The sequence below is a fragment of the Nocardioides sp. R-C-SC26 genome (assembly GCF_021246465.1).
Taxonomy (GTDB): Bacteria; Actinomycetota; Actinomycetes; order Propionibacteriales; family Nocardioidaceae; genus Nocardioides.
The window spans coordinates 43,464-64,273 of sequence record NZ_JAHRHK010000010.1 but is presented as its reverse complement, the minus strand read 5'-3'; the positions used below and the strand labels follow the sequence as shown (position 1 = coordinate 64,273).

22 protein-coding genes and 1 tRNA gene are annotated in these 20,810 nt (G+C 70.5%); 17 read left to right on the top strand and 6 right to left on the bottom strand.

Annotated features, from left to right (window positions below):
• The first annotated feature begins 4 nt into the window (after window positions 1-4).
• The 12 genes from KSO97_RS10725 (at window position 5) to KSO97_RS10670 (ending at window position 10,179) form a co-directional block, all read left to right on the top strand.
• The gene (locus KSO97_RS10725; protein WP_232678697.1) at window positions 5-1,915 is read left to right on the top strand and encodes an ABC transporter ATP-binding protein; all 1,911 of its coding nucleotides are present in this window, start codon (window positions 5-7) and stop codon (window positions 1,913-1,915) included.
• Window positions 1,916-2,112: 197 nt separating this feature from the next.
• Entirely contained in the window at window positions 2,113-3,102 is a 990-nt protein-coding gene (locus KSO97_RS10720) for a ParA family protein (protein ID WP_374198498.1), read from the top strand.
• Window positions 3,087-3,530 carry a hypothetical protein gene (locus KSO97_RS10715; protein ID WP_232678695.1) on the top strand — a complete coding sequence of 148 codons (444 nt, stop codon included), beginning with the start codon at window positions 3,087-3,089 and terminating at the stop codon, window positions 3,528-3,530. The genes KSO97_RS10720 and KSO97_RS10715 overlap by 16 nt, the downstream gene beginning before the upstream one ends.
• Window positions 3,527-4,543 carry a ScpA family protein gene (locus tag KSO97_RS10710; protein WP_232678693.1) on the top strand — a complete coding sequence of 339 codons (1,017 nt, stop codon included), beginning with the start codon at window positions 3,527-3,529 and terminating at the stop codon, window positions 4,541-4,543. Before KSO97_RS10715 ends, KSO97_RS10710 begins: the two co-directional genes overlap by 4 nt.
• A complete protein-coding gene (gene scpB / locus KSO97_RS10705) occupies window positions 4,540-5,238 on the top strand; it encodes an SMC-Scp complex subunit ScpB (protein ID WP_232678691.1) in 699 nt (232 codons plus the stop codon). Before KSO97_RS10710 ends, scpB begins: the two co-directional genes overlap by 4 nt.
• A complete protein-coding gene (locus KSO97_RS10700; protein WP_232678689.1) occupies window positions 5,235-5,993 on the top strand; it encodes a pseudouridine synthase in 759 nt (252 codons plus the stop codon). The genes scpB and KSO97_RS10700 overlap by 4 nt, the downstream gene beginning before the upstream one ends.
• Window positions 5,994-6,048: 55 nt before the next feature.
• Window positions 6,049-6,435 carry a chorismate mutase gene (gene aroH / locus KSO97_RS10695; protein WP_232678687.1) on the top strand — a complete coding sequence of 129 codons (387 nt, stop codon included), beginning with the start codon at window positions 6,049-6,051 and terminating at the stop codon, window positions 6,433-6,435.
• Window positions 6,436-6,457: 22 nt separating this feature from the next.
• Window positions 6,458-7,135 carry a (d)CMP kinase gene (cmk, locus tag KSO97_RS10690; protein ID WP_232678685.1) on the top strand — a complete coding sequence of 226 codons (678 nt, stop codon included), beginning with the start codon at window positions 6,458-6,460 and terminating at the stop codon, window positions 7,133-7,135.
• On the top strand, window positions 7,132-7,917 hold the full coding sequence (locus KSO97_RS10685) for a 1-acyl-sn-glycerol-3-phosphate acyltransferase (protein ID WP_232678683.1): 786 nt from the start codon (window positions 7,132-7,134) through the stop codon (window positions 7,915-7,917). Before cmk ends, KSO97_RS10685 begins: the two co-directional genes overlap by 4 nt.
• Complete coding sequence (gene der, locus KSO97_RS10680) at window positions 7,914-9,332, top strand: ribosome biogenesis GTPase Der (RefSeq protein ID WP_232678681.1); 1,419 nt, start codon at window positions 7,914-7,916, stop codon at window positions 9,330-9,332. The genes KSO97_RS10685 and der overlap by 4 nt, the downstream gene beginning before the upstream one ends.
• A gap of 76 nt (window positions 9,333-9,408) precedes the next feature.
• A complete protein-coding gene (locus KSO97_RS10675; protein ID WP_232678679.1) occupies window positions 9,409-10,014 on the top strand; it encodes a hypothetical protein in 606 nt (201 codons plus the stop codon).
• Window positions 10,015-10,105: 91 nt separating this feature from the next.
• A tRNA-Pro gene (locus KSO97_RS10670) sits at window positions 10,106-10,179 on the top strand.
• 55 nt (window positions 10,180-10,234) lie between these two features.
• Here KSO97_RS10670 and KSO97_RS10665 read toward each other — a convergent pair.
• Window positions 10,235-10,789, bottom strand: a complete 555-nt coding sequence (locus KSO97_RS10665; RefSeq protein ID WP_232678678.1) for a hypothetical protein — start codon at window positions 10,787-10,789, stop codon at window positions 10,235-10,237.
• A 248-nt stretch (window positions 10,790-11,037) separates the two neighbouring features.
• Window positions 11,038-11,589: a DUF6318 family protein gene (locus KSO97_RS10660; RefSeq protein WP_232678676.1), complete on the bottom strand. Its 552-nt coding sequence runs from the start codon at window positions 11,587-11,589 to the stop codon at window positions 11,038-11,040.
• 499 nt (window positions 11,590-12,088) lie between these two features.
• On the opposite strand from KSO97_RS10660, the gene KSO97_RS18465 reads away from it, so the two are divergent.
• A complete protein-coding gene (locus tag KSO97_RS18465) occupies window positions 12,089-12,556 on the top strand; it encodes an HNH endonuclease signature motif containing protein (RefSeq protein WP_374198497.1) in 468 nt (155 codons plus the stop codon).
• 58 nt (window positions 12,557-12,614) lie between these two features.
• Window positions 12,615-13,634, top strand: a complete 1,020-nt coding sequence (locus KSO97_RS10655; protein ID WP_232678674.1) for an NADP-dependent oxidoreductase — start codon at window positions 12,615-12,617, stop codon at window positions 13,632-13,634.
• 75 nt (window positions 13,635-13,709) lie between these two features.
• Here the strand turns inward: KSO97_RS10655 and KSO97_RS10650 are convergent, their stop codons facing one another.
• Entirely contained in the window at window positions 13,710-14,135 is a 426-nt protein-coding gene (locus tag KSO97_RS10650; protein ID WP_232678672.1) for a protease inhibitor I42 family protein, read from the bottom strand.
• A gap of 135 nt (window positions 14,136-14,270) precedes the next feature.
• Here KSO97_RS10650 and KSO97_RS10645 point away from each other — a divergent pair, with 135 nt between their 5' ends.
• Entirely contained in the window at window positions 14,271-15,512 is a 1,242-nt protein-coding gene (locus KSO97_RS10645) for an NADH:flavin oxidoreductase (protein ID WP_232678669.1), read from the top strand.
• 8 nt (window positions 15,513-15,520) lie between these two features.
• On the opposite strand, the gene KSO97_RS10640 is transcribed toward KSO97_RS10645, so the two are convergent.
• Window positions 15,521-15,808 carry a DUF1330 domain-containing protein gene (locus KSO97_RS10640; protein WP_232678667.1) on the bottom strand — a complete coding sequence of 96 codons (288 nt, stop codon included), beginning with the start codon at window positions 15,806-15,808 and terminating at the stop codon, window positions 15,521-15,523.
• A gap of 134 nt (window positions 15,809-15,942) precedes the next feature.
• On the opposite strand from KSO97_RS10640, the gene KSO97_RS17945 reads away from it, so the two are divergent.
• Window positions 15,943-16,077 carry a hypothetical protein gene (locus tag KSO97_RS17945; protein ID WP_269782325.1) on the top strand — a complete coding sequence of 45 codons (135 nt, stop codon included), beginning with the start codon at window positions 15,943-15,945 and terminating at the stop codon, window positions 16,075-16,077.
• A 23-nt stretch (window positions 16,078-16,100) separates the two neighbouring features.
• Here KSO97_RS17945 and KSO97_RS10635 read toward each other — a convergent pair whose 3' ends face one another.
• Window positions 16,101-17,474 (bottom strand): hypothetical protein, encoded by a 1,374-nt coding sequence (locus tag KSO97_RS10635; protein ID WP_232678665.1) that lies wholly within the window; start codon window positions 17,472-17,474, stop codon window positions 16,101-16,103.
• Between the two features lie 27 nt (window positions 17,475-17,501).
• Between KSO97_RS10635 and KSO97_RS10630 the strand changes: the two genes are divergently transcribed.
• Window positions 17,502-17,864: a thiol-disulfide oxidoreductase DCC family protein gene (locus KSO97_RS10630; RefSeq protein WP_232678663.1), complete on the top strand. Its 363-nt coding sequence runs from the start codon at window positions 17,502-17,504 to the stop codon at window positions 17,862-17,864.
• Window positions 17,865-17,998: 134 nt separating this feature from the next.
• Here the strand turns inward: KSO97_RS10630 and KSO97_RS10625 are convergent, their stop codons facing one another.
• Window positions 17,999-20,782, bottom strand: coding sequence for an FAD/NAD(P)-binding protein (locus KSO97_RS10625; protein ID WP_232678661.1), 2,784 nt, complete (start codon window positions 20,780-20,782; stop codon window positions 17,999-18,001).
• Window positions 20,783-20,810: the final 28 nt, after the last annotated feature.

The window sequence follows — 20,810 nt, the reverse complement described above, 5'->3', positions numbered from 1 at the left end:
GTCGATGAACTCCCTGGCCCCCAACGGCGCCACGTGGCGCAATCTGCGGACGGACCGATCGACGGTCAAGGGACGGGTGGAGCGCGCGACCATCCGTCGGGTCCTGGCGTTCGCGCGCCCCCATCGGGTGGTGATCGCGTGGTTCCTGGCCGTCACCGTGGTCGACGCCGCCATGGTCGTGGTGACCCCGCTGCTCATCAAGCACCTGGTGGACGACGGCATCGTCGCCGGCAACGGCGGGCTCGTCACGGTGCTGGCGCTGGCGATGGCCGGTGTGGCGCTGGTGAACGCGGCGTTGGGCGTCGTGGCGTCCTGGCTCTCCGCACGGATCGGCGAGGGACTGATCCTCGACCTTCGGACCCAGGTGTTCGCGCACGTGCAGCGTCAGTCGATCGCGTTCTTCACCCGCACTCAGACCGGCGCCCTGGTCTCCCGACTCAACAACGACGTCGTCGGAGCCCAGCGCGCGTTCACCTCGGCGCTCGGCAGCACGGTGTCCAACGCCATCGCAGTGATCGTGGTCGGAATCGCGATGATCGCCCTCAGCTGGCAGGTGACGCTGCTGTGCCTGGCGCTGTTCCCGATCCTGCTGGTCAGCTCGCGATGGGTCGGTGCCCGACTGGCAGCGCTCACGCGGGAGCAGATGGACGGCAACGCCGACCTCGGCAACGTGATGACCGAACGCTTCAACGTCGGCGGCGCTCTGCTGCTGCGTCTCTTCGGGCGCCGTGCCGAGGAGGACGCGATGTTCGCGACCAAGGCCGCGCGGCTGCGCGACCTGGGCGTGCGGATCACACTGATCAGCAGGCTCTTCACTGCCGCGATGGTGGCCGTGCCCGCTCTGGCGACGGCCCTGGTCTATGGGGTCGGCGGTCACCTGGCGATCCAGGAGTCATTGAGCGTCGGCACCCTGCTGGCGCTGGCCACCCTCCTCCTGCGGCTGCTCGGCCCGCTGCAGGGACTCTCGAACGTCCGCGTCGACCTGATGACCGCCCTGGTCAGCTTCGAGCGGGTCTTCGAGGTGTTGGACCTGCCCTCCCTGGTGCGTCAGAAGCACGGAGCGCACGTGCTCCCGCGCACGGCTGCTCGCCTGGAGTTCGACCACGTGTCGTTCACCTACCCGCGCGCGGAGGATGTCTCGCTCGGCTCGCTGGAGACGCTCGCGCGCCGTGAATCGCGGCCCGGCGGACCTGTGCTGCGAGACATCGGTTTCGTCGCCGAGCCAGGATCGATGGTCGCGCTCGTCGGCCCCTCGGGGGCAGGCAAGACCACGGTGACGCAGCTGGTCGCCCGGCTCTACGACGTCGACGGCGGTGCGGTGCGCGTCGGCGGGCACGACGTCCGCGAGGTGACGCTGGAGTCGCTCGAGGCCGTGGTGGGCTATGTCACCCAAGACGCCCACCTCTTCCACGACACCATCGGCGCGAACCTGCGGTACGCGCGTCCCGACGCCACCGACGACGAGATCTGGGCCGCGCTGGAGGCCGCCCAGATCGCCGGTCTCGTGCGCGCGCTGCCCGACGGTCTCGAGACGATCGTGGGCGATCGCGGCTATCGACTCTCCGGTGGGGAGCGCCAGCGCCTGGCGATCGCCCGCGTGCTGCTCAAGCAGCCCGCGATCGTGGTGCTGGACGAGGCGACCGCACATCTGGACTCGGAGTCGGAAGCGGCCGTCCAGCGTGCACTGGACGCCGCACTCGTCGGACGAACGGCACTGGTGATCGCCCATCGACTCTCCACGGTGCGCGACGCCGATCAGATCCTCGTGCTCGACCAGGGCCGGATCGTGCAGTTCGGTCGACACGACGAACTGGTCGACGAACCCGGCCTCTACGCGGACCTCTACCGCACCCAGTTCCGCGACGGCCCGACCGGTGCGTCGGACGCGAGGTTGTCCACAGATTCCTCCACATAACCCGGCGACCTGTGAGTCGTGGGCGTAAGTCGTCCACACTCTGTCAACAGATCGTGCTTCGGGCCTGGGGGTTTCTCTCCCACCGGTGCGCGCGGCGACGCAGCCCCCTAGAGTCGCCCGGCGAGTCGTCCCCAAAGTCGCTGTGTCGACATTGAAGACTGGACGTCAGCGACGGGTCGGCGAGAGAGGCAGTGTCCATGAACGGCATGAGCAACGGATTCGTTCCTTCCGGTGGGAGCAGCGCGCCCGAACAGCCACCACGGGTGGCGATTCCCGAGGTCGGGACCGAGCAGTTCGCGAGCACGTTGCCGTTCGAACGGCCGGCCGTCGACGCAGCATCCGACGCCCCGCTCGGGCCCACCGGACGCCCGATGCCGGTGCTGCCCGAGCCGAAGCCGATCACCGAGCACGGCAACGCGCGGGTGATCTCGATGTGCAACCAGAAGGGCGGCGTCGGCAAGACGACGACCACGATCAACCTCGGGGCGGCGCTGGCCGAGTTCGGTCGCAAGGTGCTGCTCGTCGACTTCGACCCGCAGGGTTCGCTCTCGGTGGGGCTCGGGCTGAACCCGCACGACCTGGAGCTGACGATCTACAACCTGCTCATGGAGCGTGACGTCACGCTCGAGGAGGTCGTGGTCCCCTCCGGTGTCCCGGGGATGGACCTGCTGCCCTCCAACATCGACCTCTCCGCCGCCGAGGTGCAGTTGGTGCACGAGGTCGCCCGCGAGCAGACCCTGCAGCGCGTGCTGGCGCCAGCACTGGCCCACTACGACGTCATCCTGATCGACTGCCAGCCCTCGCTCGGCCTGCTGACCGTCAATGCGTTGACCGCCTCCGACGGGGTCATCGTGCCGCTGGAGTGCGAGTACTTCGCATTGCGAGGCGTCGCTCTGCTCAAGACGACGATCGACAAGGTGCGAGAGCGCCTGAACCCCCGCCTGGAGATCGACGGCGTGCTGGGCACCATGTTCGACGGGCGCACCCTCCACAGCCGCGAGGTGATGGAGCGACTCGTGCAGGCCTGGGGCGACGACGTCTTCCACACGGTCATCCGGCGCACGGTGAAGTTCTCCGACTCGACCGTCGCCGGCGAACCGATCACGACCTACGCCTCCTCCTCGGCAGGAGCCGACGCCTACCGCCAGCTGGCCAAGGAGGTCGTCGCGCGATGCCTCGACGAGTGAACCTGCCGGCGGCGGACGATCTGTTCCGGCCGACGTCGCCACCGGCCGAGACGTCGGGAACGGAGAGTCCGGCCCGGCGTGCCGGTCGCACAGCCGCACGACCGCAGAGCGCACCCACGGAGGGGAAGCCGAAGGCGCGCACCACGAGGTCGACCGCTGCGAACGCGCCCGTCCGCGCGGTGCCCGACGCACCCGACGAGTCCAAGAAGGGTGCCAGCGGGCGGATCCGCCACGACGAGAAGATGACGGTCTACGTCACCGCCCAGGAACTGCTCGACATCGAGCGCACCCGTCTGGAGCTACGTGGCACCCACGGTCTCGGCATCGATCGCGGGCGACTGGTGCGTGAGGCGCTGGACCTGGTGCTCGCTGACTTCGACGAGAACGGCGAGGACAGCCTGCTCGTGCGCCGTCTCCTCGAGGGATGAGCTCACCCGCCGAGGCCGGCGTCGCCCCCGCGCTCGACGGCGGTCCCGGGACGCCTCAGCGGTTCCCGGACGAGATCCCGGGCGAGTCGGCGAGTGAGGGCGCGCCGGGATTCGTGGTGCGCCTGGACAACTTCGAGGGTCCCTTCGACCTGCTGTTGCAGCTGATCTCCAAGCACAAGCTGGACATCACCGAGGTATCGCTCTCCACGGTCACCGACGAGTTCATCGCCCACGTGAAGTCCGGGGGCGAGCATTGGGACCTGGAGCAGACGACGTCGTTCCTGCTGGTCGCCGCGACCCTGCTCGATCTCAAGGCCGCGCGACTGTTGCCGCAGGGTGACGTGGAGGACGAGGAGGACCTCGCCCTCCTCGAGGCGCGTGACCTGCTGTTCGCCCGGTTGCTGCAGTACAAGGCCTTCAAGCAGGTCGCGGCGGTGCTGGAGGGGCGTCTGGCGGACGAGTCCCGTCGTCATGCGCGGGCCGTCGGGCTCGAGGAGCGCTTCGCCACGCTCCTGCCCGAGGTGCTGATCGGGATCGGGCTCGAGCAGTTCGCGTCGCTCGCGGCGAAGGCGCTGGAGCCCAAGAAGGAACTGGAGCTCACCCTCCACCACATCCACGCTCCGCAGGTCTCGGTGCGGGAGCAGGCGGCGCTGGTCGTCGAGCGCCTGCGGCGGCAGGGCACGATGACCTTCCGTGCACTGTGCGGTGACTCGCCGGACACCCTGACGACCGTGGCCCGCTTCCTCTCGCTGCTCGAGCTGTTCCGCGAGGGGGCCGTGGCGTTCGAACAGGTCCAGGCGCTGGGGGAGCTGACCGTGCGTTGGACCGGCGACGATCTCGACGCCGAGTCCATCGTCGACATCGACGAGTTCGATGGTGCGCCACCGATACCGGGCACAGATCCGGACGCGGTCTCCGAGGCGGAGTCCGCCGCGGACACCTCGTCCGATGCCCCGACCCATATCCCGGTCGACACCTCAGCCGGGATCCCAGCCGACGGAGGCCCCCGATGAGCGAGACAGTCCCGGACGAGCAGATCGCCGTCCCCGCCGTGGACGCTGCCGCGCTCGCGCCGTCCCTGGAAGCGGTCCTGATGGTGGCCGACCAGCCGCTCGACGAGGTCGTCCTCGCCACCGCCGTCGGGTATCCGCCTGCCGACGTCGCCGCGGCGCTGCACGCACTGGCGCGCGAGTACGACGAGCAGGGTCGAGGCTTCGAGCTGCGCAACGTGGCAGGCGGCTGGCGCTTCTACTCCCGTGAGGAGTACGCCCCGGTCGTCGAGGCGTTCGTGCTCGAGGGCCAGCAGGCCCGCCTGACGCAGGCCGCCCTCGAGACGCTCGCGGTCGTCGCCTACAAGCAGCCGATCTCGCGGGCCCGTGTCTCCGCGATCCGCGGCGTCAACGTCGACGGCGTGATGCGCACGCTGCTCTCCCGCGGACTCGTCCACGAGGCCGGGCGCGACGGCGAGCACGGCGCGACGCTGTATCGCACGACCGGGTACTTCCTGGAGCGGATCGGCGTCACCGCGCTCGACGACCTGCCCGAGCTCGCGCCGTACCTGCCCGACATGGACGATCTGGAGGATGAGCTCGCCGAGTTCGCCGCGGCCACCAGCGACGCGACCAGCGCCACCCCCGAGCGATCTGTCGCGGAGGCGGCTGACGCCGCGCCGGACCAGGCCGCACCCGACGAGAGCACGTCCTCGTGAGGCAGATCGAGACCGACGAGGACGGCCTGATCCGGCTTCAGAAGCTGCTCGCTCAGTCCGGCGTCGCCTCCCGGCGCAAGTGCGAGGAGCTGATGCTCGACGGCGAGGTCGAGGTGGACGGCGAGGTCGTCACCCGGCTGGGCACCAAGGTCGACCCCCGCCGCGCGGTCATCCGCGTCTCCGGCAACCGCCTTCCGCCGCTGTCGGACTTCGCCTACCTGGTGCTGAACAAGCCGCGTGGAGTCGTCTCGACCATGGCCGACCCGGAAGGACGCCGCACTCTGAGCGACGTCCTGGAGGAGAACGCCCCCGAGGCGGGGCGGCTGTTCCACGTCGGGCGTCTCGACACCGACACGTCCGGGCTGCTGATCCTGACCAATGACGGCGACTTCGCCCACAAGATGGCCCATCCATCCTTCGAGGTGGACAAGACCTACGTGGCCGAGGTGGTCGGCGTCGTCGACCGTCGTACCGTGCAGCGTCTCCTCGACGGCGTCGAGCTCGACGACGGCCCGGTGAAGCCGTCGCAGGTCCGCATCATCAGCACCGGTCGTGGTCGCTCGATCGTCGAGCTCGTGATCCACGAGGGTCGCAACCGCATCGTGCGCCGTCTGCTCGATCACGTCGGGCACCGGGTGACCCGCCTGACCCGCACCCAGTTCGGCCCCGTGCGCATCGGCGAGTTGCGTGACGGCGCGCTCCGCGACCTGACCACCGACGAGCTGGGCGCACTCCTGGACGCCGTCCGCTCCTGACTCGGGCGCGTCCACCGCCGTCGAGGATCGGCGTGCCGCTCGATAGGGTCGGCCTGTGGCCGTACGCGCAGTCAGGGGAGCGACCCAACTCGAGTCCGACACCCGCGAGCAGATGCTCGAGCGGGTCGCGGAGATGGTGACCGACGCCATGGAGTCCAACGGGCTCGACGTCGACGACTTCATCTCCGTCATCTTCACCGCGACCGCCGACCTGGTCAGTGAGTTCCCGGCCTACGCCGCTCGGCAGCTGGGCTTCAGCGACGTGCCGTTGATCTGCGCACGCGAGCTCGAGATCGAGGGCTCGATGCCGCGGGTGGTGCGGATGCTGGCGCATGTCGAGAGCGATCTGGCGCGTGCCGATGTCACCCACGTCTATCTGCACGGCGCAGCCGCGCTGCGTCGCGACCTCACCCGGACGCGCTCGGTTCCCGACGAAGGGTGACTCGCCGGTAGGCTCACCGCCCGTGAGTGCTGTCTCGTCTTCGATCGTCGTCGCCGTCGACGGGACCTCGGGTTCGGGTAAGTCGAGCACGTGCCGCGGAGTCGCCACCGCACTCGGCCTGCGCTACCTCGACACCGGCGCCCAGTTCCGCGCGATGACGTGGTGGTGCCTGGAGAACGGCGTCGACGTCCACGATGCCGACGCGATCACCGCACGGGTCGACGAGGTCGTCATCGTCTCCGGTACCGACCCGGGGGACCCCACGATCACAGTCGACGGCATCGACGTCTCCTCTGCGATCCGCTCCGAGGCTGTGACCTCGGCGGTCTCGCCCGTCAGCACGGTGCCTGCGGTCCGGACCAAGCTGCTCGAACTCCAGCGGTCGATCATCGACGGCGGTGGGATCGTCGTCGAGGGTCGTGACATCGGCTCGGTCGTGTGGCCCCACGCCCAGGTGAAGCTCTATCTGACCGCCGATCCGGCCGCGCGCGCCGCCCGCCGCGCCCAGGAGGAGGGCGGATCGGATCTCTCCGCCACCGAGGCCTCGCTGCGCGAGCGCGACCGCATCGACTCGGGCAGGACGACTGCACCGCTGACCATGGCCGAGGATGCCGTTCACCTCGACACCACGCCCTATGCACTCGCCGAGGTGATCGACCTCGTCGTCGAGCTCGTGGAGCGCGCATCGAGCGCGCCGTGAGCGGCCTGCGGGACGGTGCCGTCGATCTCCCACGAACCGACGGCGTGCGCGCGCCGCGGCTCTGGTTCCTGTGGAGCAACCGGTGGTGGGCCCGCTGGTTGATCCGCCGGCGCTACCGCGTACGGATCCATCACGGTGAACGGGTTCCGTCGACCGGGCCGGTGATCCTGGCGGCCAACCACATCGGCGTCATCGACGGTCCGCTGCTGGCGATCTTCTCCCCGCGGCCGGCGCACGCCTTGACCAAGCGCGAGCTCTTCGCCGGGCCGCTCGGACCGTTGTTGTCGCTGAGCGGTCAGATCCGCCTCGACCGCCTCCAGACCGACCCGCGAGCGGTGAAGTCGGCGTTGAGCGCGCTGCGCGCCGGTCGGGCTGTGGGGATCTTCCCCGAGGGCACGCGCGGCGCGGGGACGCTCGAGGTGTTCCATCGCGGCGCGGCGTACCTGGCAGCCGTCACGGGTGCCCCCATCGTGCCGGTGACCATGCTCGGCACGCGCGCTCCCGGCGCGACGTCGTCGTCGCTGCCACCGCGCGGTGAGACGCTCGACCTCGTCTACGGCGAGCCATTCGCCGTCGAGCGTCGTCCCTGGCCGCGGCGACGAGACGACGTGGGCGCCACGTCGGCACGACTGCGCGACCACATGCTCGACCAGATCGAGGAAGCAACGACCCTGCTCGGGCGTTCCCTCCCTGGCCCCCTTCCGGCGGGCGACAAGGAGAACGTGGTGCGGCAGAAGATCGACGGCGACGAGCCGGACCAGCTCACGGAGGAATCGGCATGAACGACCCCAGCAACGGATCGATCGGCGGTGGATCCGACCTCGGAGACGCTCCCGCGGCCGCTGACGGCTACGACTACATCGACGAGAGCCAGACCGGTCCGGTGCCGGTCCTCGCTGTCGTCGGCAGGCCGAACGTGGGCAAGTCGACCCTGGTGAACCGGATCATCGGCCGACGCGAGGCGGTCGTCGAGGACGTGCCGGGGGTGACCCGCGACCGGGTGCCCTACGACGCCAACTGGAACGGCCGGGCCTTCACCGTCGTCGACACCGGCGGGTGGGACCCCGACGCCCGCGGGCTGGCACAGCGGATCGCCGCCCAGGCCGAGGTCGCCGTGACCCTCGCGGACGCGGTGCTCTTCGTGGTCGACGCCACGGTCGGCATCACCGACGCCGACGAGGAGGTCGTGAAGATCCTGCGCCGCTCGGGCAAGCCGGTCGTCCTGGCGGCGAACAAGGTCGACGACGCGCGCGGCGAGGCGGAGGCCTACGGGTTGTGGAACCTCGGCCTCGGTGAGCCGTGGCCGGTCTCGGCGATGCACGGACGGGGATCGGGCGACCTGCTCGACGCCGTCCTGAAGGCGCTTCCGGAGCCGCCGCCGATGGCGGAGAAGGAGGTCGGTGGTCCGCGCCGCATCGCGATCGTCGGTAAGCCCAATGTCGGGAAGTCATCGCTGCTGAACAAGCTCGCCGGCGAGGAGCGTGTCGTGGTCGACAACGTCGCGGGCACCACCGTCGACCCGGTCGACGAGCTCGTCGAGCTGGGCGGGCGCGTGTGGAGGTTCATCGACACCGCCGGCATCCGCAAGCGGGTCAAGGAGGCCTCGGGGCACGAGTACTACGCCTCGCTGCGCACGACGACCGCGATCGACCGGGCCGAGGTCGCCGTGCTGGTGGTGGACGGCGGCCAGTCGCTGTCCGAGCAGGACCTGCGGATCATCCAGACCGTGCGCGAGGCGGGCCGGGCGCTGGTGATCGCGTTCAACAAGTGGGACTTGGTCGACGAGGAGCGTCGCTACTACCTGGAGCGTGAGATCGAGCGCGATCTCGTGCAGGTGCAGTGGGCCCCGCGGATCAACATCACTGCGCGTACCGGATGGCATATCGACCGCCTGGTACCCGCGCTGGAGCGCGCGATCGAGGGCTGGGAGACCCGTGTCTCGACGGGCCAGCTCAACGCGTTCCTCGGCCGGCTGGTGGCAGAGCACCCGCACCCGGTGCGCAGCGGCAAGCAGCCCAAGATCATGTTCGGCACCCAGGTCGGCTCGGCGCCGCCGTCCTTCGTGCTGTTCACCTCCGGCCGCCTCGACGCGTCCTACGAGCGGTACATCGAACGTCGTCTGCGCGAGAACTTCGGCTTCGTCGGCACGCCGATCGTGCTGCAGCAGCGGGTCCGGGAGAAGCGCAAGCGCTCCTGAGATGGATGAGCCGGCCCCCGGGATACGCGGAATCACGTACAGCACGACGGGGCACGGCGTGGCTACGGTGATGCGCGTGCGTGCGAATCGTGGCCTGATCACCCTCATCCTGCCTCTGGCGCTGCTGCTCTCGGCCTGCGGCGACGACGACACCGAGCCGTCCAGTGCCCCTGGCGGCTCCTCGAGTGAGTCGGCGCCGGTCGACTCCGGCGAGGGCGACTCCGACGGGTCGGGCGCCACGGCGACCTTGAACGTCATGGACTGCTCGGCGATCACCGCAGAGGAGATGGCTCCGCTGCTGGGCGACGGCGTCGGCTCCGCCGAGGTGCCTCCGGGCGGTGGGAACTGCACCTACAGTCTCGACGACCCTTCGCTGCCGACGGCGGCCTTGAGCCAGTTGACCGTGAACGACTACGCCGACGGCTTCGACGGTGCGAAGGCCAACATCGCCAACGTCGTGGGCGCGGGCACCATCGACGGCACGGCGAGCGACGTCCCTGGCATCGGTGACGGCGCGGTCGTGATCGCCGGTTCGACGAACGCCGGAACGATGGGCGTGGGGCTCGTGCTGCTCGGCGAGGACGTCGTCCGCGTCTGGGTCCTGCCGGGCAGCGACCTGTCGACCGACCGGATCACCGAGATCACGACCGGGATCCTCGAACTGGTGGCGTCGAAGGCCTGAGTGGGGGAGGGCCGTCGCGCCGCTCACCTGCCCTGATTCCAGCCTCGGCAGGTGGCTGCGATAGTGTTCACGCGCCCTCTTCGGAGGGCATCGGGCTGTAGCGCAGCTTGGTAGCGCACCTGACTGGGGGTCAGGGGGTCGCAGGTTCAAATCCTGTCAGCCCGACCGATGAATCCGCAGGCCAGAGGCCGGTTCTCCACGATGGAGGACCGGCCTCGGTCTATGCGCCGGGGGCGTAACGACCCGTGAGCTTCGGGCGCGCCTCGATGACGGTGAGATCGACGGCGGGCCCGGTGATGATCGCGGTGCCGACGATCTGGATCCAGGGGCCACCGGCGACCCGGTAGCGCCCGGCGTACTCGGTGTCGACCCGAGCCCGGGCCGGGCCGAGGTCGCGATACTCGTGCGTGACGTCGAGGCCGGGATAGGGGCTCCCGGGCGAGGAGGTCGCTCGGACCGTGCCGTCGCCGAACCGCCAGCGATACGTGGCCGGTTGCGCCTCGATGGTCACGCGCCGCCCGAGCAGCGTCACCTCGCGTCGCGAGGGTGCGGTGTTGGTGGTGAAGACGTTGGTCGGGAAGTTCACGAGCACCCGACCGCCGCGGGGCTGGACCGTCAGCACCGACTCGGGCCACGCCAAGCGCCGGAACTCGCGCTCGACCAGCGCCGGCGTGATCGTGGGCTCGTCGTCGTCGCCGTCGGTGATGCAGGTCTGACCGATCACCTCGCCGGCGCGGACGAGGTCGTAGAGCTGGCCCTCGGCGTCTCCCTCCACGCAGGGCTGCGCTTGATGACAGGATGCGAGGCCGCCGAGTCCGCAAGTCGGCACCAGATCAACAGGATTGGTTGTGGCGTTACCTGAAGCCGGGTTCCCTGGATTTGAGGCAAACTCCGGAGCCCAGCAGGTCGCTTCCGCGTAGATGATTCCGATACCGGCGCTGCAATCTGAATCAGCGCTTGCCGTGCCGGGTGGCGCGAGACTTGCTGCCGTGAAAGCGAAGCTGAGTATAAGGAGCCGCCGCATTACAGCCTCGCATAGGAAGCCATTAGCCAGCGGCCCTGCTCGCGGACAAGAGAGAAGCGCACACGCTGTTCCCCAGCGGGCATCTCCTGTGGCGACTGACCGCGCGACCCGTAGACCAGCGTCTTCGGTACGCGCACGCTTGCCTCTATGGAGGCGGCGCGCTCTGAAGTGCCGAGAATTTTCACGCGCCGAATACTCGATGGCCCGACATCAATTGAACCACCGTCACTGTAGATCTCACGGACCGCCGCCATCGCTTCAGCGCAGGGCCGGCACGTAGGGCTGATCGATAGTAGGTATTCGACATCGCCAGTTGTCTGGGCTTGGTCGGCCGCCGCCTGCCAACGGCGGACGAACTCCTCCGGCGTCTCGTCGGCCGGGGGAGCGGTGGTGGCCGGGGCGGACGTGCTCGGCGTGGCAGACGGGGTCGGGTCGGCGACGCGGGGCTCGGGATCGCCGCTGCAGCCGACGAGAGGGGCGGCGAGGGCCAGTGCACCGACGAGTGCTCCCATGCGACGAGCAGTGCGCCGCGACCGTGAGTCGATGGTCATCGTCAGAACCTCCCGAGAGACGACCGCTCGACCATAGCGAGGCAGCAGCCGACCGGCCAGGGTGCTGCACCAGCAGCTGTGGAGACGCAGAGCACGACGCCCCCGAAGGGGGTCGACGATCGTGGCTCTGTCGTGACCTTTTGCATGTGGACATGGGGATAGCAGCCGTGAATGTCGGTGCCGACGGCTTGACTAGACCACATGACAGCAGCGCCGGTCTCACCCTCGATGCACCCGGTGGCGGAGTGCGTGGAGACGCTGGCGCGAGCGTTGTCGGCGGTAGCCGGTGCGCCGGTCTGGAGCATGGGAGCCGACGAGACGAGGGAGGCGCTGACGTCCCTGACGCGGGTGCTGGCCCCGGCAGCGGCCTTGGAGTGGCGGTTGCTCGCGCACGCGGTCGCAGTCGAGGTGGAGGGCGAGTCGGGGGCGGTCTCGACGGCTGCGTGGTTGGCGCACGCGACTCGTCGGGGACGGCGGGTGGCGAAGGCGATGGTCCGGGATGCGACTGCACTGGCCCCGTGGCCCGCGTTGCGGGACGTTCGCCGCCGGGGCTGTGCTGCCCGATCAGGCTCTCCGGTGTCCCCAGCGTCCCGGCCCGGTGCAGTTCCCCGGCCAGGCTCCGGTGATCGATGGTGACCACCAGGGTGGCTGCCACCCCACCGGTACGCGGCACCGCCGCGCCGTCGAGACGTTCGAGGCCGGCATCGTCCCCGCTGTCCTGGGCGGGAGGTCCCAGGTGCTGGATCTGGGACGCAAGACCCGGTTCCACACTCCCACCCAGCGACTCGCGCTCATGGTCGAACGTCGAACGTGTGAGCACCCGACCTGCCAGGTACCAGCCTCGGGGTGCCACATCCACCACGAGCAACCGTGGAGACACGGCGGGCCCACCAGCCTCGCGAACGCCCAGGTTCTCTGCCCCCGGCACCACACCTTGGCCCATCGTGACCCACCGCGGAGGACCTGAGCAGGGCTCCACGGGGCCGACGCACCTCGACGACGGCCCGGTCGGTAGCGTCGAGACCATGGTCACGAGCACTCAGGTCCTCCTCGCCGCGCGCCCCGTCGGAGAGCCGACCGACGACGACTTCCGCATCGTTGAAACCGACCTTCCAGCCCTCGCCGAAGGCCAGGTGCTCCTCCGCACGCTGTTCCTCTCGCTCGACCCCTACATGCGCGGGCGCATGAGCGAGGCCAAGTCGTACGCCGAGCCCGTCGCACTCGGCGATGTGATGGTGGGCCAGACCGTGTGCGAGGTGATCGAGAGCCGGTCGGATCGGCGCGCCGTCGGCGACGTCGTGCTGGCCTACACCGGCTGGCAGACCCATGCCGTGGCCGATGCGCGGGCCACGCGTCGTCTCGACCCTGCCTCGGCGCCGGTCTCGACCGCGCTGGGTGTCTTGGGGATGCCCGGTTTCACCGCCTACGCCGGCCTCCTCGAGATCGGACGCCCCCAGGCGGGGGAGACGGTCGTCGTGGCGGCGGCGACGGGACCGGTCGGATCCGCCGTGGGTCAGATCGCCCGGCTGAAGGGCGCTCGCGCCGTCGGCATCGCGGGTGGTGCTGAGAAGACGAGGGCGCTCGTCGAGGAGTTCGGGTTCGACGCCGCCGTCGACCACCGCTCTCCGACCTTCCGCGCCGACCTGGCCGCCGCGACGGCAGACGGGATCGACGTCTACTTCGAGAACGTCGGAGGGCACGTGGCCGACGAGGTCACGCGCCGCCTCAACACCTACGCACGGGTCCCGGTCTGCGGGCTCGTCGCCGACTACAACGCCACCGAGGCCCCGACCGGTCCTGACCGGCTGCCGGGTTACATGCGGCGCATCCTGACCCAGAGCCTCACCGTGCGCGGCTTCATCCAGAGCGAGTTCGTCCCCACCCACCACGAGGCGTTCCTGCGCGACATGGGCGCCTGGGTCGCCGACGGCTCGGTGCGCTACCGCGAGGACGTCGTCGACGGGCTCACGAACGCACCCGAGGCCTTCCGCGGCATGCTCGCGGGCCGCAACTTCGGCAAGGTCGTCATCAAGGTCGGCCGCTAGCGCGCGGGCGGGGCCGGCCGTGTGAGACATCCGTCGGTGCCGCCACGGACGGCGGTCGTGATCGGCGGTCCGAGGTCAGTCGGTGACGCGGATCGTCAGGCGGTAGCGCTTCGCGATATCGGGGTTGCGGCCCGGACCGCGGTAGACGGCGACGAAGGTGTCGCGGCCAACGTCGTCACCCTCGATGACGAAGACGGTCCGCCCGCCGGCGCCCGGCATCGGATTCTTGGGTCCGACCTCGCGCCGAGCCTTGATGTCGAAGACCGCGCTGTCGGCACCGGACCGGATCACCCAGCGGTAGCCCGTGCTGGCGTTGCTGGGCAGGAAGATCCGGATCCGCGCATCCTGCCGGACCTTCACGGTGTCGCCCGAGGAGGACGGGCCGTAGGTCGGCGTCGAGGCCGTCCCCGCGGGAGAGCCCGCGACGAGGAGCCCGGACGTCAGCGCGACGACGCACGTCAGCGAAGCCCCGATGCGTGAGAAGGACCTGGAGCGATTCATGGGTGTCTCCTGGGAGCAGGGAGGTCGTGGGGGCGCATCGTGCAATCTAGGCGAGAGCGGTGCCCCCGCGTGCGAAGTGGCCCGTCACCGCTACCGGCGCCGGCCGGTCAGGTGCGTCTAGGCCATGCTGGTCGCGTGGTCTCCCTCGATGCCCCGTTGACTCTGCCCAGTGGTCTCGTGCTGCCGCACCGCGTCGTGAAGGCGCCGATGACCGAGAACCTCGCCGATGCCGACAACCAGCCGACAGCCGCTCACGAACGTCTCTACGGGCGATGGGCCGCTGGCGCGGCCGGCGGCTTGCTGATCACCGGGAATCTGATGGTCGACCGGCGCTACCTCGAGCGGAGCCGCAACATCGTCGCCGACCGGCATCTCGACGTCGCGCGGCTGGCCGCGGTGCGGGAGGCGGGCCGGTCCTCCCCGATGATCGCGCAGCTCAACCACCCGGGACGGCAGACCAATCGATTCCTGGCCTCCCGGCCCGTCGCTCCGAGCGCGGATGCCGGTGCGGTGCGGATGATGGGTCTGTTCGCCCGCCCTCGCGCGCTGGCGCCACTGGAGATCGAGAGCATCGTCGACGGGTTCGGTCAGGCGGCGGCCCGCTGTGAGCAGGCCGGCATGGACGGCGTCCAGGTGCACGCCGCGCACGGCTACCTCCTCGCACAGTTCCTCTCGCCGTACGTGAACCGTCGTGCCGATGAGTGGGGAGGTGATCTCGCAGGGCGATCGCGTGCGTTGGTGTCCGCCGTCCGAGCGGTCCGGGCTTCGACGGGCCCGAACTTCACCGTGGCCGTCAAGCTCAACTCCTCCGACTTCCGCCACGGCGGATTCACCGAGGACGATGCCGAGGCGGTGGTCGGCATGCTGGTCGAGGAGGGCGTGGACCTCATCGAGATCTCCGGCGGCACCTACGAGAACCCCGCGCTGTTCGGGGAGGTCGAGGGGTTGCGCGGCGAGACGAGTGAGAAGGAGGCGTACTTCGCCGGCTTCGCACGTCGCGTACGCAGCCGGGCAGCGAGTGTGCCGCTGATCCTCAGCGGCGGCATCCGGACGCGCAGCGCCATGGAGGAGCTGCTCTCCGGCGACGGCGTGGACCTGATCGGTCTCGGTCGGCCTTTGGCGATCGACCCCGACTACACGCGCCGGATCCTCGACGGGGACGAGGGCGCGGCGCTCCCGCGGTACACCCTGCCCACGGTGGCAGGGCTGGCGGGGGAGTCGGAGTGGTACGAGCGCCAGATCGCGCGGATCGGCGCCGGGCAGGCACCCACGACGGCGCTGCACCCCGCCGTGGCGGCGGCGCGGTTCGTGGGCGGCGAGATGGGTCGTGGGTTGGCGGGACGTCGACGCCGAGCGCGACTCGTCGCGCAGGGTTGACGGCTGGTTCAGACGCCGGGGACGATGCGAAGGTCGCGCTCCGCGCCGTCGTCGAGCGCGGCCAGTGCCTCCTGGTACGGCGCGGAGTCGTGGCAGGCGATCGCCGCGGCGACGTCGTCGAACTCGATCACCACGGATCGCTCCTGCAGACCCGCTTCGTAGGTCTTCTCCGGCAGGCCGCGGGCCAGGAACCGCCCGCCGGCGGCGATCACGGCGGGGCCGGCGAGCGCCGCGTAGGCGGCGACCTTCTCCTCGTCGTGGATCGCTCGGTAGGTGTTGATCCAGTAGGCGGTCATAGGACCATCCTGCCGGTCCGGAGCTTGGCAGCGGAACTCGCCACCGGTCGGTAGGTCGCCCGGATTCGTGCTCGCGATCGGCGACGTCGTCGGCCTATCCTGGGTCGACGTCGACCACGTCGAGGAGGATCACCGTGACCGGACGCTTCGACCGCCTGCCAGAGCCTGTCGATCCCGCCGACCTGATCGCCCACCAGGAGACGGTCGACGCCCACGACCCTGAGAACGGCAAGAACACCGACGTCGAGTTCCTGCTCCGCTACAACTGACGGCGTCGGGTCGGTGCAGTAGCTCAGCCGACGGTCTCGCAGTTCCTCACGGTCTCGGCCTCGCAGGTGTCGGGGCCCTCTCGGCCATCGGCGATGTCGAGTCCGGCCCCGCCCACGAGCTCGTCGTCCCCGCGACCGCCCCGCAGCACGTCGTCGCCGTCTTGGCCGAGCAGAACGGCGGGCCCATGGCCGAAAGACGGAAGTCCCGGACAGAAGGCGCCTTCATCGCGGATGTCGAGGTTGCTCATCGAGCTCAGCCGATCATCGCCGCCACGCCCCTCGATCCTCGTGTCGCAGGACAGCCCGGAGAGCGTGTTGTCCCCGGCATCGCCGAGGATCGCGAGTTCGTCGTACGCCGCGGCCGCCACGTCCTCGAAGCCGGATAACTGCACCTGCTGTTCGTCGAGGACGGCGGTGCCGGAGTCCAGGTCGAATGAGGCGTGTCGCGCCAATCCGACACCGAGGTAGATGCCGGTAGCGAGTACCAAGTCTCGTCCGGCGCCGCCGTCGAGCACGGGCGCGGCCGACTCGGGACCGGCGCCGAACCGGAGCGAGATTCGGACGGTGTCGTCACCTGCGCCCATGTCGGCGCGCCCGGTTGCCTCGACGACCTCGTCCGCAGGCCCTCCCAGGAACGTCGCAACGGTTCCGAAGTCCTCGAAGGCCGATGCGCGGAGCACCTCGATGCCGTTCCGAGTGCCCAGGCCGCGGCCGGTGCGGTTGTCGATCTCGTCAAGTGCGCGGGTGAGACGAACGACGTCGATGCCGCTGCCGCCGTCGAGATGCGCTGCGGGCGCCATCGCTGACGAGGAAAGCAGGGCCCGGTCGTTGCCCGAGCCGAGGGTGATCAGGTCGACGTTGGCTTCGCCACCGGCGTAGACGGTGTCGGCGCCGGCCCCAGCGCGGATCACGTCGCGGCCGTCATCGCGGCCGCCCTCGAACATCGCATGTGCGTACACCGTCTCCGCGCCTGAACCACCCCAGAACATGTCCGAGCCCGGCCCCAGCACCACCTCGGCTCGACGAGGGGCAGCGCCGACGACGTGGACCCGGTCGTCGCCGCGCCCGGCATCGACAGCGATGGTCCGGTCCGGACGGACCTTTGCCGACCGAGTCAGGCAGATCAGATCGTTGCCGCCGAGACCACGCACCGCGATCGCACCGTTGCTGACGAGGACATCGTCTCCGGGTGTTCCGGTGAGCCGACGGCCAGGGTCGCCGACCCTGGTGGCACGGCGTCCCTGGCAGCGAGGCACGGTCGATCGAGGAGCCGCGCGCTCGTTCGTGCCGGCGACGGCGGTCACCGCGCTCGCCGCAGACGCCGAGGAGGCCGACGGGGGGACCGTGGCGACGGCAAGGGGGAGAACGGTGACGATGAGGCCCGAGAGAACACGCATCCTGCGAATGTAGGTCAGGATGGAGCGATGTCGTACCTGATCTACGACGCCGATTGCGGCTTCTGCACGAACGCCGCGCGGTGGGCCGAGCGGCGGGGTGTTGCCGTGCGCGCCTGGCAGGCGATCCCCGACCTGGCGGCTGTCGGTCTCACCGAGGAGATGGTGACGGCCGCGGCGTACTGGGTGGGTCCTGACGGCGAGGCACGCGATGCCGGCGCGATGGCGATCGCCCGCGGGCTCGAGCACAGCGGGGGATGGCGGCGTCCGGTGGGGCGGGTGCTGCGGATGCGCTGGGTGCGGCCGCTGGCGGCGTTGGTGTATCGATGGATCGCCGCGAACCGGTATCGGTTGCCGGGGAGCACGGAGGCCTGTCGGCTACCGCCTGGATAGGGGTGGGCTGTCGGCTCACGGGGTTTCGAGACGCCCCGCTCGTCCCTCGCGGGGCTCCTCAACCACCGGCGGGCGGGCGCGCGGGGCTCCTCAACCACCGGCAGGCGGGCGCGCCGGGCACCTCGACCACCGAATCAGACGGCGATGCGGCGTGCGTCGTCGAGAGGCGAGTGGCGGCGGCTGAGACGATCGCTGAGGATGCCGCGCACGGGATCCACCTGGTCCGAACGCCGCAGGCAGTAGAGCAGGGTCTCCTCGATCACCTCGCGTTGCGCCGCCGATCCGCCGACCTCCTCCAGCCGGGGCATCACCTCCATGAGGACGTCGGCCGCTGCGGCGAAGTCCTCGGTCGCGACCAGGACCAGGCCGTCGCAGATCGCCGCGACCGTCGTCGACAGGACGGCGTCCGGGCTCGATCGGACGTGGTCGGCGAGGCCGCGGAGGCGATCCACCTGTCCGGCCGTCGTCAGCGCGATCGCTGCGTGGACGGCGGTGAAGGGGCTCTCCGGTGCATCGAGCAGGTCGGCGTCGACCGCGGCGAGCACGGGATCGACAGGCGGCACCGGGTCGCCGTCCAACCCCCAGCAGATCGACGTCGTGACGCGCCAACGCCACAGCAGCGAGGCCGCATCGATGAGCGCACGCACCCCAGTGACCGTCGGGGGAGCCAGCTCCGCGTAGTAGCGGTGTCGCACCGACTCGGTGTCGCCCGCCGCCAGCTCGTGGAGGGCGGCGTGCCAGGAGAAGTGCGCGCGGTGGTTGGCCGAGCGACCGTTCTCCGCGATCCAGTGGTCGAGCCAGACCTTGCCGGTCTCGTGCTGCCCGGTCTCGTACAGCACGTGGGCCAGTGCGTGCGCGGCGTGACCCGATGCGGGCTCGCAGGCGAGCGCGCTCTCCGCGAGCAGACCGGCCTCCTCGAAGCGGCCCTGGTCCTGGCGGGTGAATGCCAGCAACGACAGGTACCACCAGTGGTCGCCGTAGGCGGGTGCCAGGCCCTCGACCAGGTCCCATGCCTCGCGGCGCACGTCGGTCACGCCGGAGAACGCGATCGTGGGCACGGCAGCGGACACCGCCAGCACGTCACGTGGGTACGCGGCCACGTGACTGAGCAAGGCCGCGTCACCGGCCGGACGCGCGTCCTCGATCCGGGTGCGGACCACCTCGACGAGGCTCCGCTCTCGATCGTCTCCGCGGGTGGCGATGGCCGACACCGCGGCCGCCAGACACGAGACGACGTCGGTCTGTGCGCCGGCTTCGTGCCCGAGCAGGGCCAGGGCCGCGTAGGCGAGAGCGAACCCCGGGTCGAGTGCCGCTGCCTCGGCGAAGCGCTCGGCGGCCCCGTCCTGCACGCGCATCATCTGCTCGAGACCGGCGTTGAAGGCCAGCGCGGCCTCGGCCGTCGTGGAGATCGGCAGGCCGAGCGGGTCGCGCGGACGTGCGATCGGGTGGTGACCACTGACGACCCGTCCGTCTGCGAGGCGCCGGGGCATCGGCGCGACGGCGTCCAACACGGCGGTCGCGGCGGCGAGAGCCTGGCTGCGGATCTCGGGGACGGCGGTCGACTCCCACAGTTCGCCGCGGCGCAGCGCGCCGATGGCCCAGATCGGCAAACCTGGTCGGCCCGCGGAGTCGCTGACGCGGCCGTCGTGGGTCAGCACGCCCATCCCGGCCGTGGCCGGGACGGCGAGACATCGCCCGTCGGGACGACGACGCAGCAGGTCGTCGATCAGCGGATTGCCGAGCACCCGGACGTCGTGGCGCGGCCCGGTGGCGTTGATCACCCAGCCGACGTCGCGCGTGGTGCCGTCGGTCAGCTCGACCCGCAGCCCGCCCCGCGGGAGCGGGCTCGCGCCGGAGACCGAGGCCGCGGCGAGCTGCACGCGTCCCTCGGCGACCAGGGACTCCATCCGCCGGCGCGAAGCGGGCGCCATCCGGTGGCGGAGGCGGTTCCAGGAGGCCGCGTCGGTGGTCAGGAACTCCTCACGCTCCGGCTCGCTCAGCCGCCCCCAGAGCGTGCCGATCTGGAAGCGGAGGCCGTCGACGGCCGAGCGCCAGTCGCCGCCGTCGTCGGTGACCTGGCGCAGATGGCGGCTCACGTGCTGGCGGAGCTCGACCAGGGGCGTCCCCCAACCGGAGATGTCGGGGGTCGCGGGGGGCAGCATCGCCTCGGCATGCGGATGCGGGAGGCGGCCGGATCTGCTGATCGCATGGACGACGCGGTCCTCGCGCGAGGATCGGACGAGCGTGAGGGCGACGTCGACCGCCGTCAGGCCGGTGCCGACGACGAGCACCTCGCCCGGCCCGACCCGGTCGCGCGCCACGACGTCCAGCGCACCGGTGGCCCACGGGTCGGACACGTAGAACGCACTGCCGGCGAGGTCGGTGGGCGCCCATTCCGACGCCGGGGCGGGCAGGCCGGGGGCGACGACGAGCGCGTCGCCACGCACCGCGGAACCGTCGTCGAGCCGCACCCGGACGCCGCTCCCGTCGGGGTCGACGCCGACGGCGATCCGCGGCACGTGCGTGATGGTCACGTCGCCGGATTCGGCCGTGGCCGTTCGCAGGGTCTCGTCGAGGTAGCGCGCGTAGTCGCGTCGTGGCGCGAACTCGTACGGCCGCGCCGTCGTCGGGCTGGTGCGCCGACGCCAGGCGACGAAGTGGCCCGGATCCTCGGGCAGCGCGCTCATCCCGGCCGCGGGGACGTTGAGCAGGTGGTCCTCGTCCGGAGTGCCGAACGCCGTGCCGCTCCCGATCCGCGTGAGCGGGTCGACGACGACGACGTCGACCCGCGTCGAGCGCCGGCCGGCGGCCACGGTCAGGTGGAGAGCGGTCAGCGCGCCACCGGCGCCGCCGCCGACCACGATCACCGTCGGGTGTGCGGCGGTGCCGCACGGCGTCATGTTCGGGCTTCGTGACATGGACACACTCCTGGACGTCGAGATCGTG

Bases quoted from the DNA above. Each gene is read 5' to 3' on its own strand.
- KSO97_RS10725 (WP_232678697.1), top strand. From the start codon at position 5: ATGAACTCCCTGGCCCCCAACGGCGCCACGTGGCGCAATCTGCGGACG.
- KSO97_RS10720 (WP_374198498.1), top strand. From the start codon at position 2,113: ATGAACGGCATGAGCAACGGATTCGTTCCTTCCGGTGGGAGCAGCGCG.
- KSO97_RS10715 (WP_232678695.1), top strand. From the start codon at position 3,087: ATGCCTCGACGAGTGAACCTGCCGGCGGCGGACGATCTGTTCCGGCCG.
- KSO97_RS10710 (WP_232678693.1), top strand. From the start codon at position 3,527: ATGAGCTCACCCGCCGAGGCCGGCGTCGCCCCCGCGCTCGACGGCGGT.
- scpB (WP_232678691.1), top strand. From the start codon at position 4,540: ATGAGCGAGACAGTCCCGGACGAGCAGATCGCCGTCCCCGCCGTGGAC.
- der (WP_232678681.1), top strand. From the start codon at position 7,914: ATGAACGACCCCAGCAACGGATCGATCGGCGGTGGATCCGACCTCGGA.
- KSO97_RS10660 (WP_232678676.1), bottom strand. From the start codon at position 11,589: ATGACCATCGACTCACGGTCGCGGCGCACTGCTCGTCGCATGGGAGCA.
- KSO97_RS18465 (WP_374198497.1), top strand. From the start codon at position 12,089: ATGCGACTGCACTGGCCCCGTGGCCCGCGTTGCGGGACGTTCGCCGCC.
- KSO97_RS10655 (WP_232678674.1), top strand. From the start codon at position 12,615: ATGGTCACGAGCACTCAGGTCCTCCTCGCCGCGCGCCCCGTCGGAGAG.
- KSO97_RS10650 (WP_232678672.1), bottom strand. From the start codon at position 14,135: ATGAATCGCTCCAGGTCCTTCTCACGCATCGGGGCTTCGCTGACGTGC.
- KSO97_RS10640 (WP_232678667.1), bottom strand. From the start codon at position 15,808: ATGACCGCCTACTGGATCAACACCTACCGAGCGATCCACGACGAGGAG.
- KSO97_RS10635 (WP_232678665.1), bottom strand. From the start codon at position 17,474: ATGCGTGTTCTCTCGGGCCTCATCGTCACCGTTCTCCCCCTTGCCGTC.
- KSO97_RS10630 (WP_232678663.1), top strand. From the start codon at position 17,502: ATGTCGTACCTGATCTACGACGCCGATTGCGGCTTCTGCACGAACGCC.
- KSO97_RS10625 (WP_232678661.1), bottom strand. From the start codon at position 20,782: ATGTCACGAAGCCCGAACATGACGCCGTGCGGCACCGCCGCACACCCG.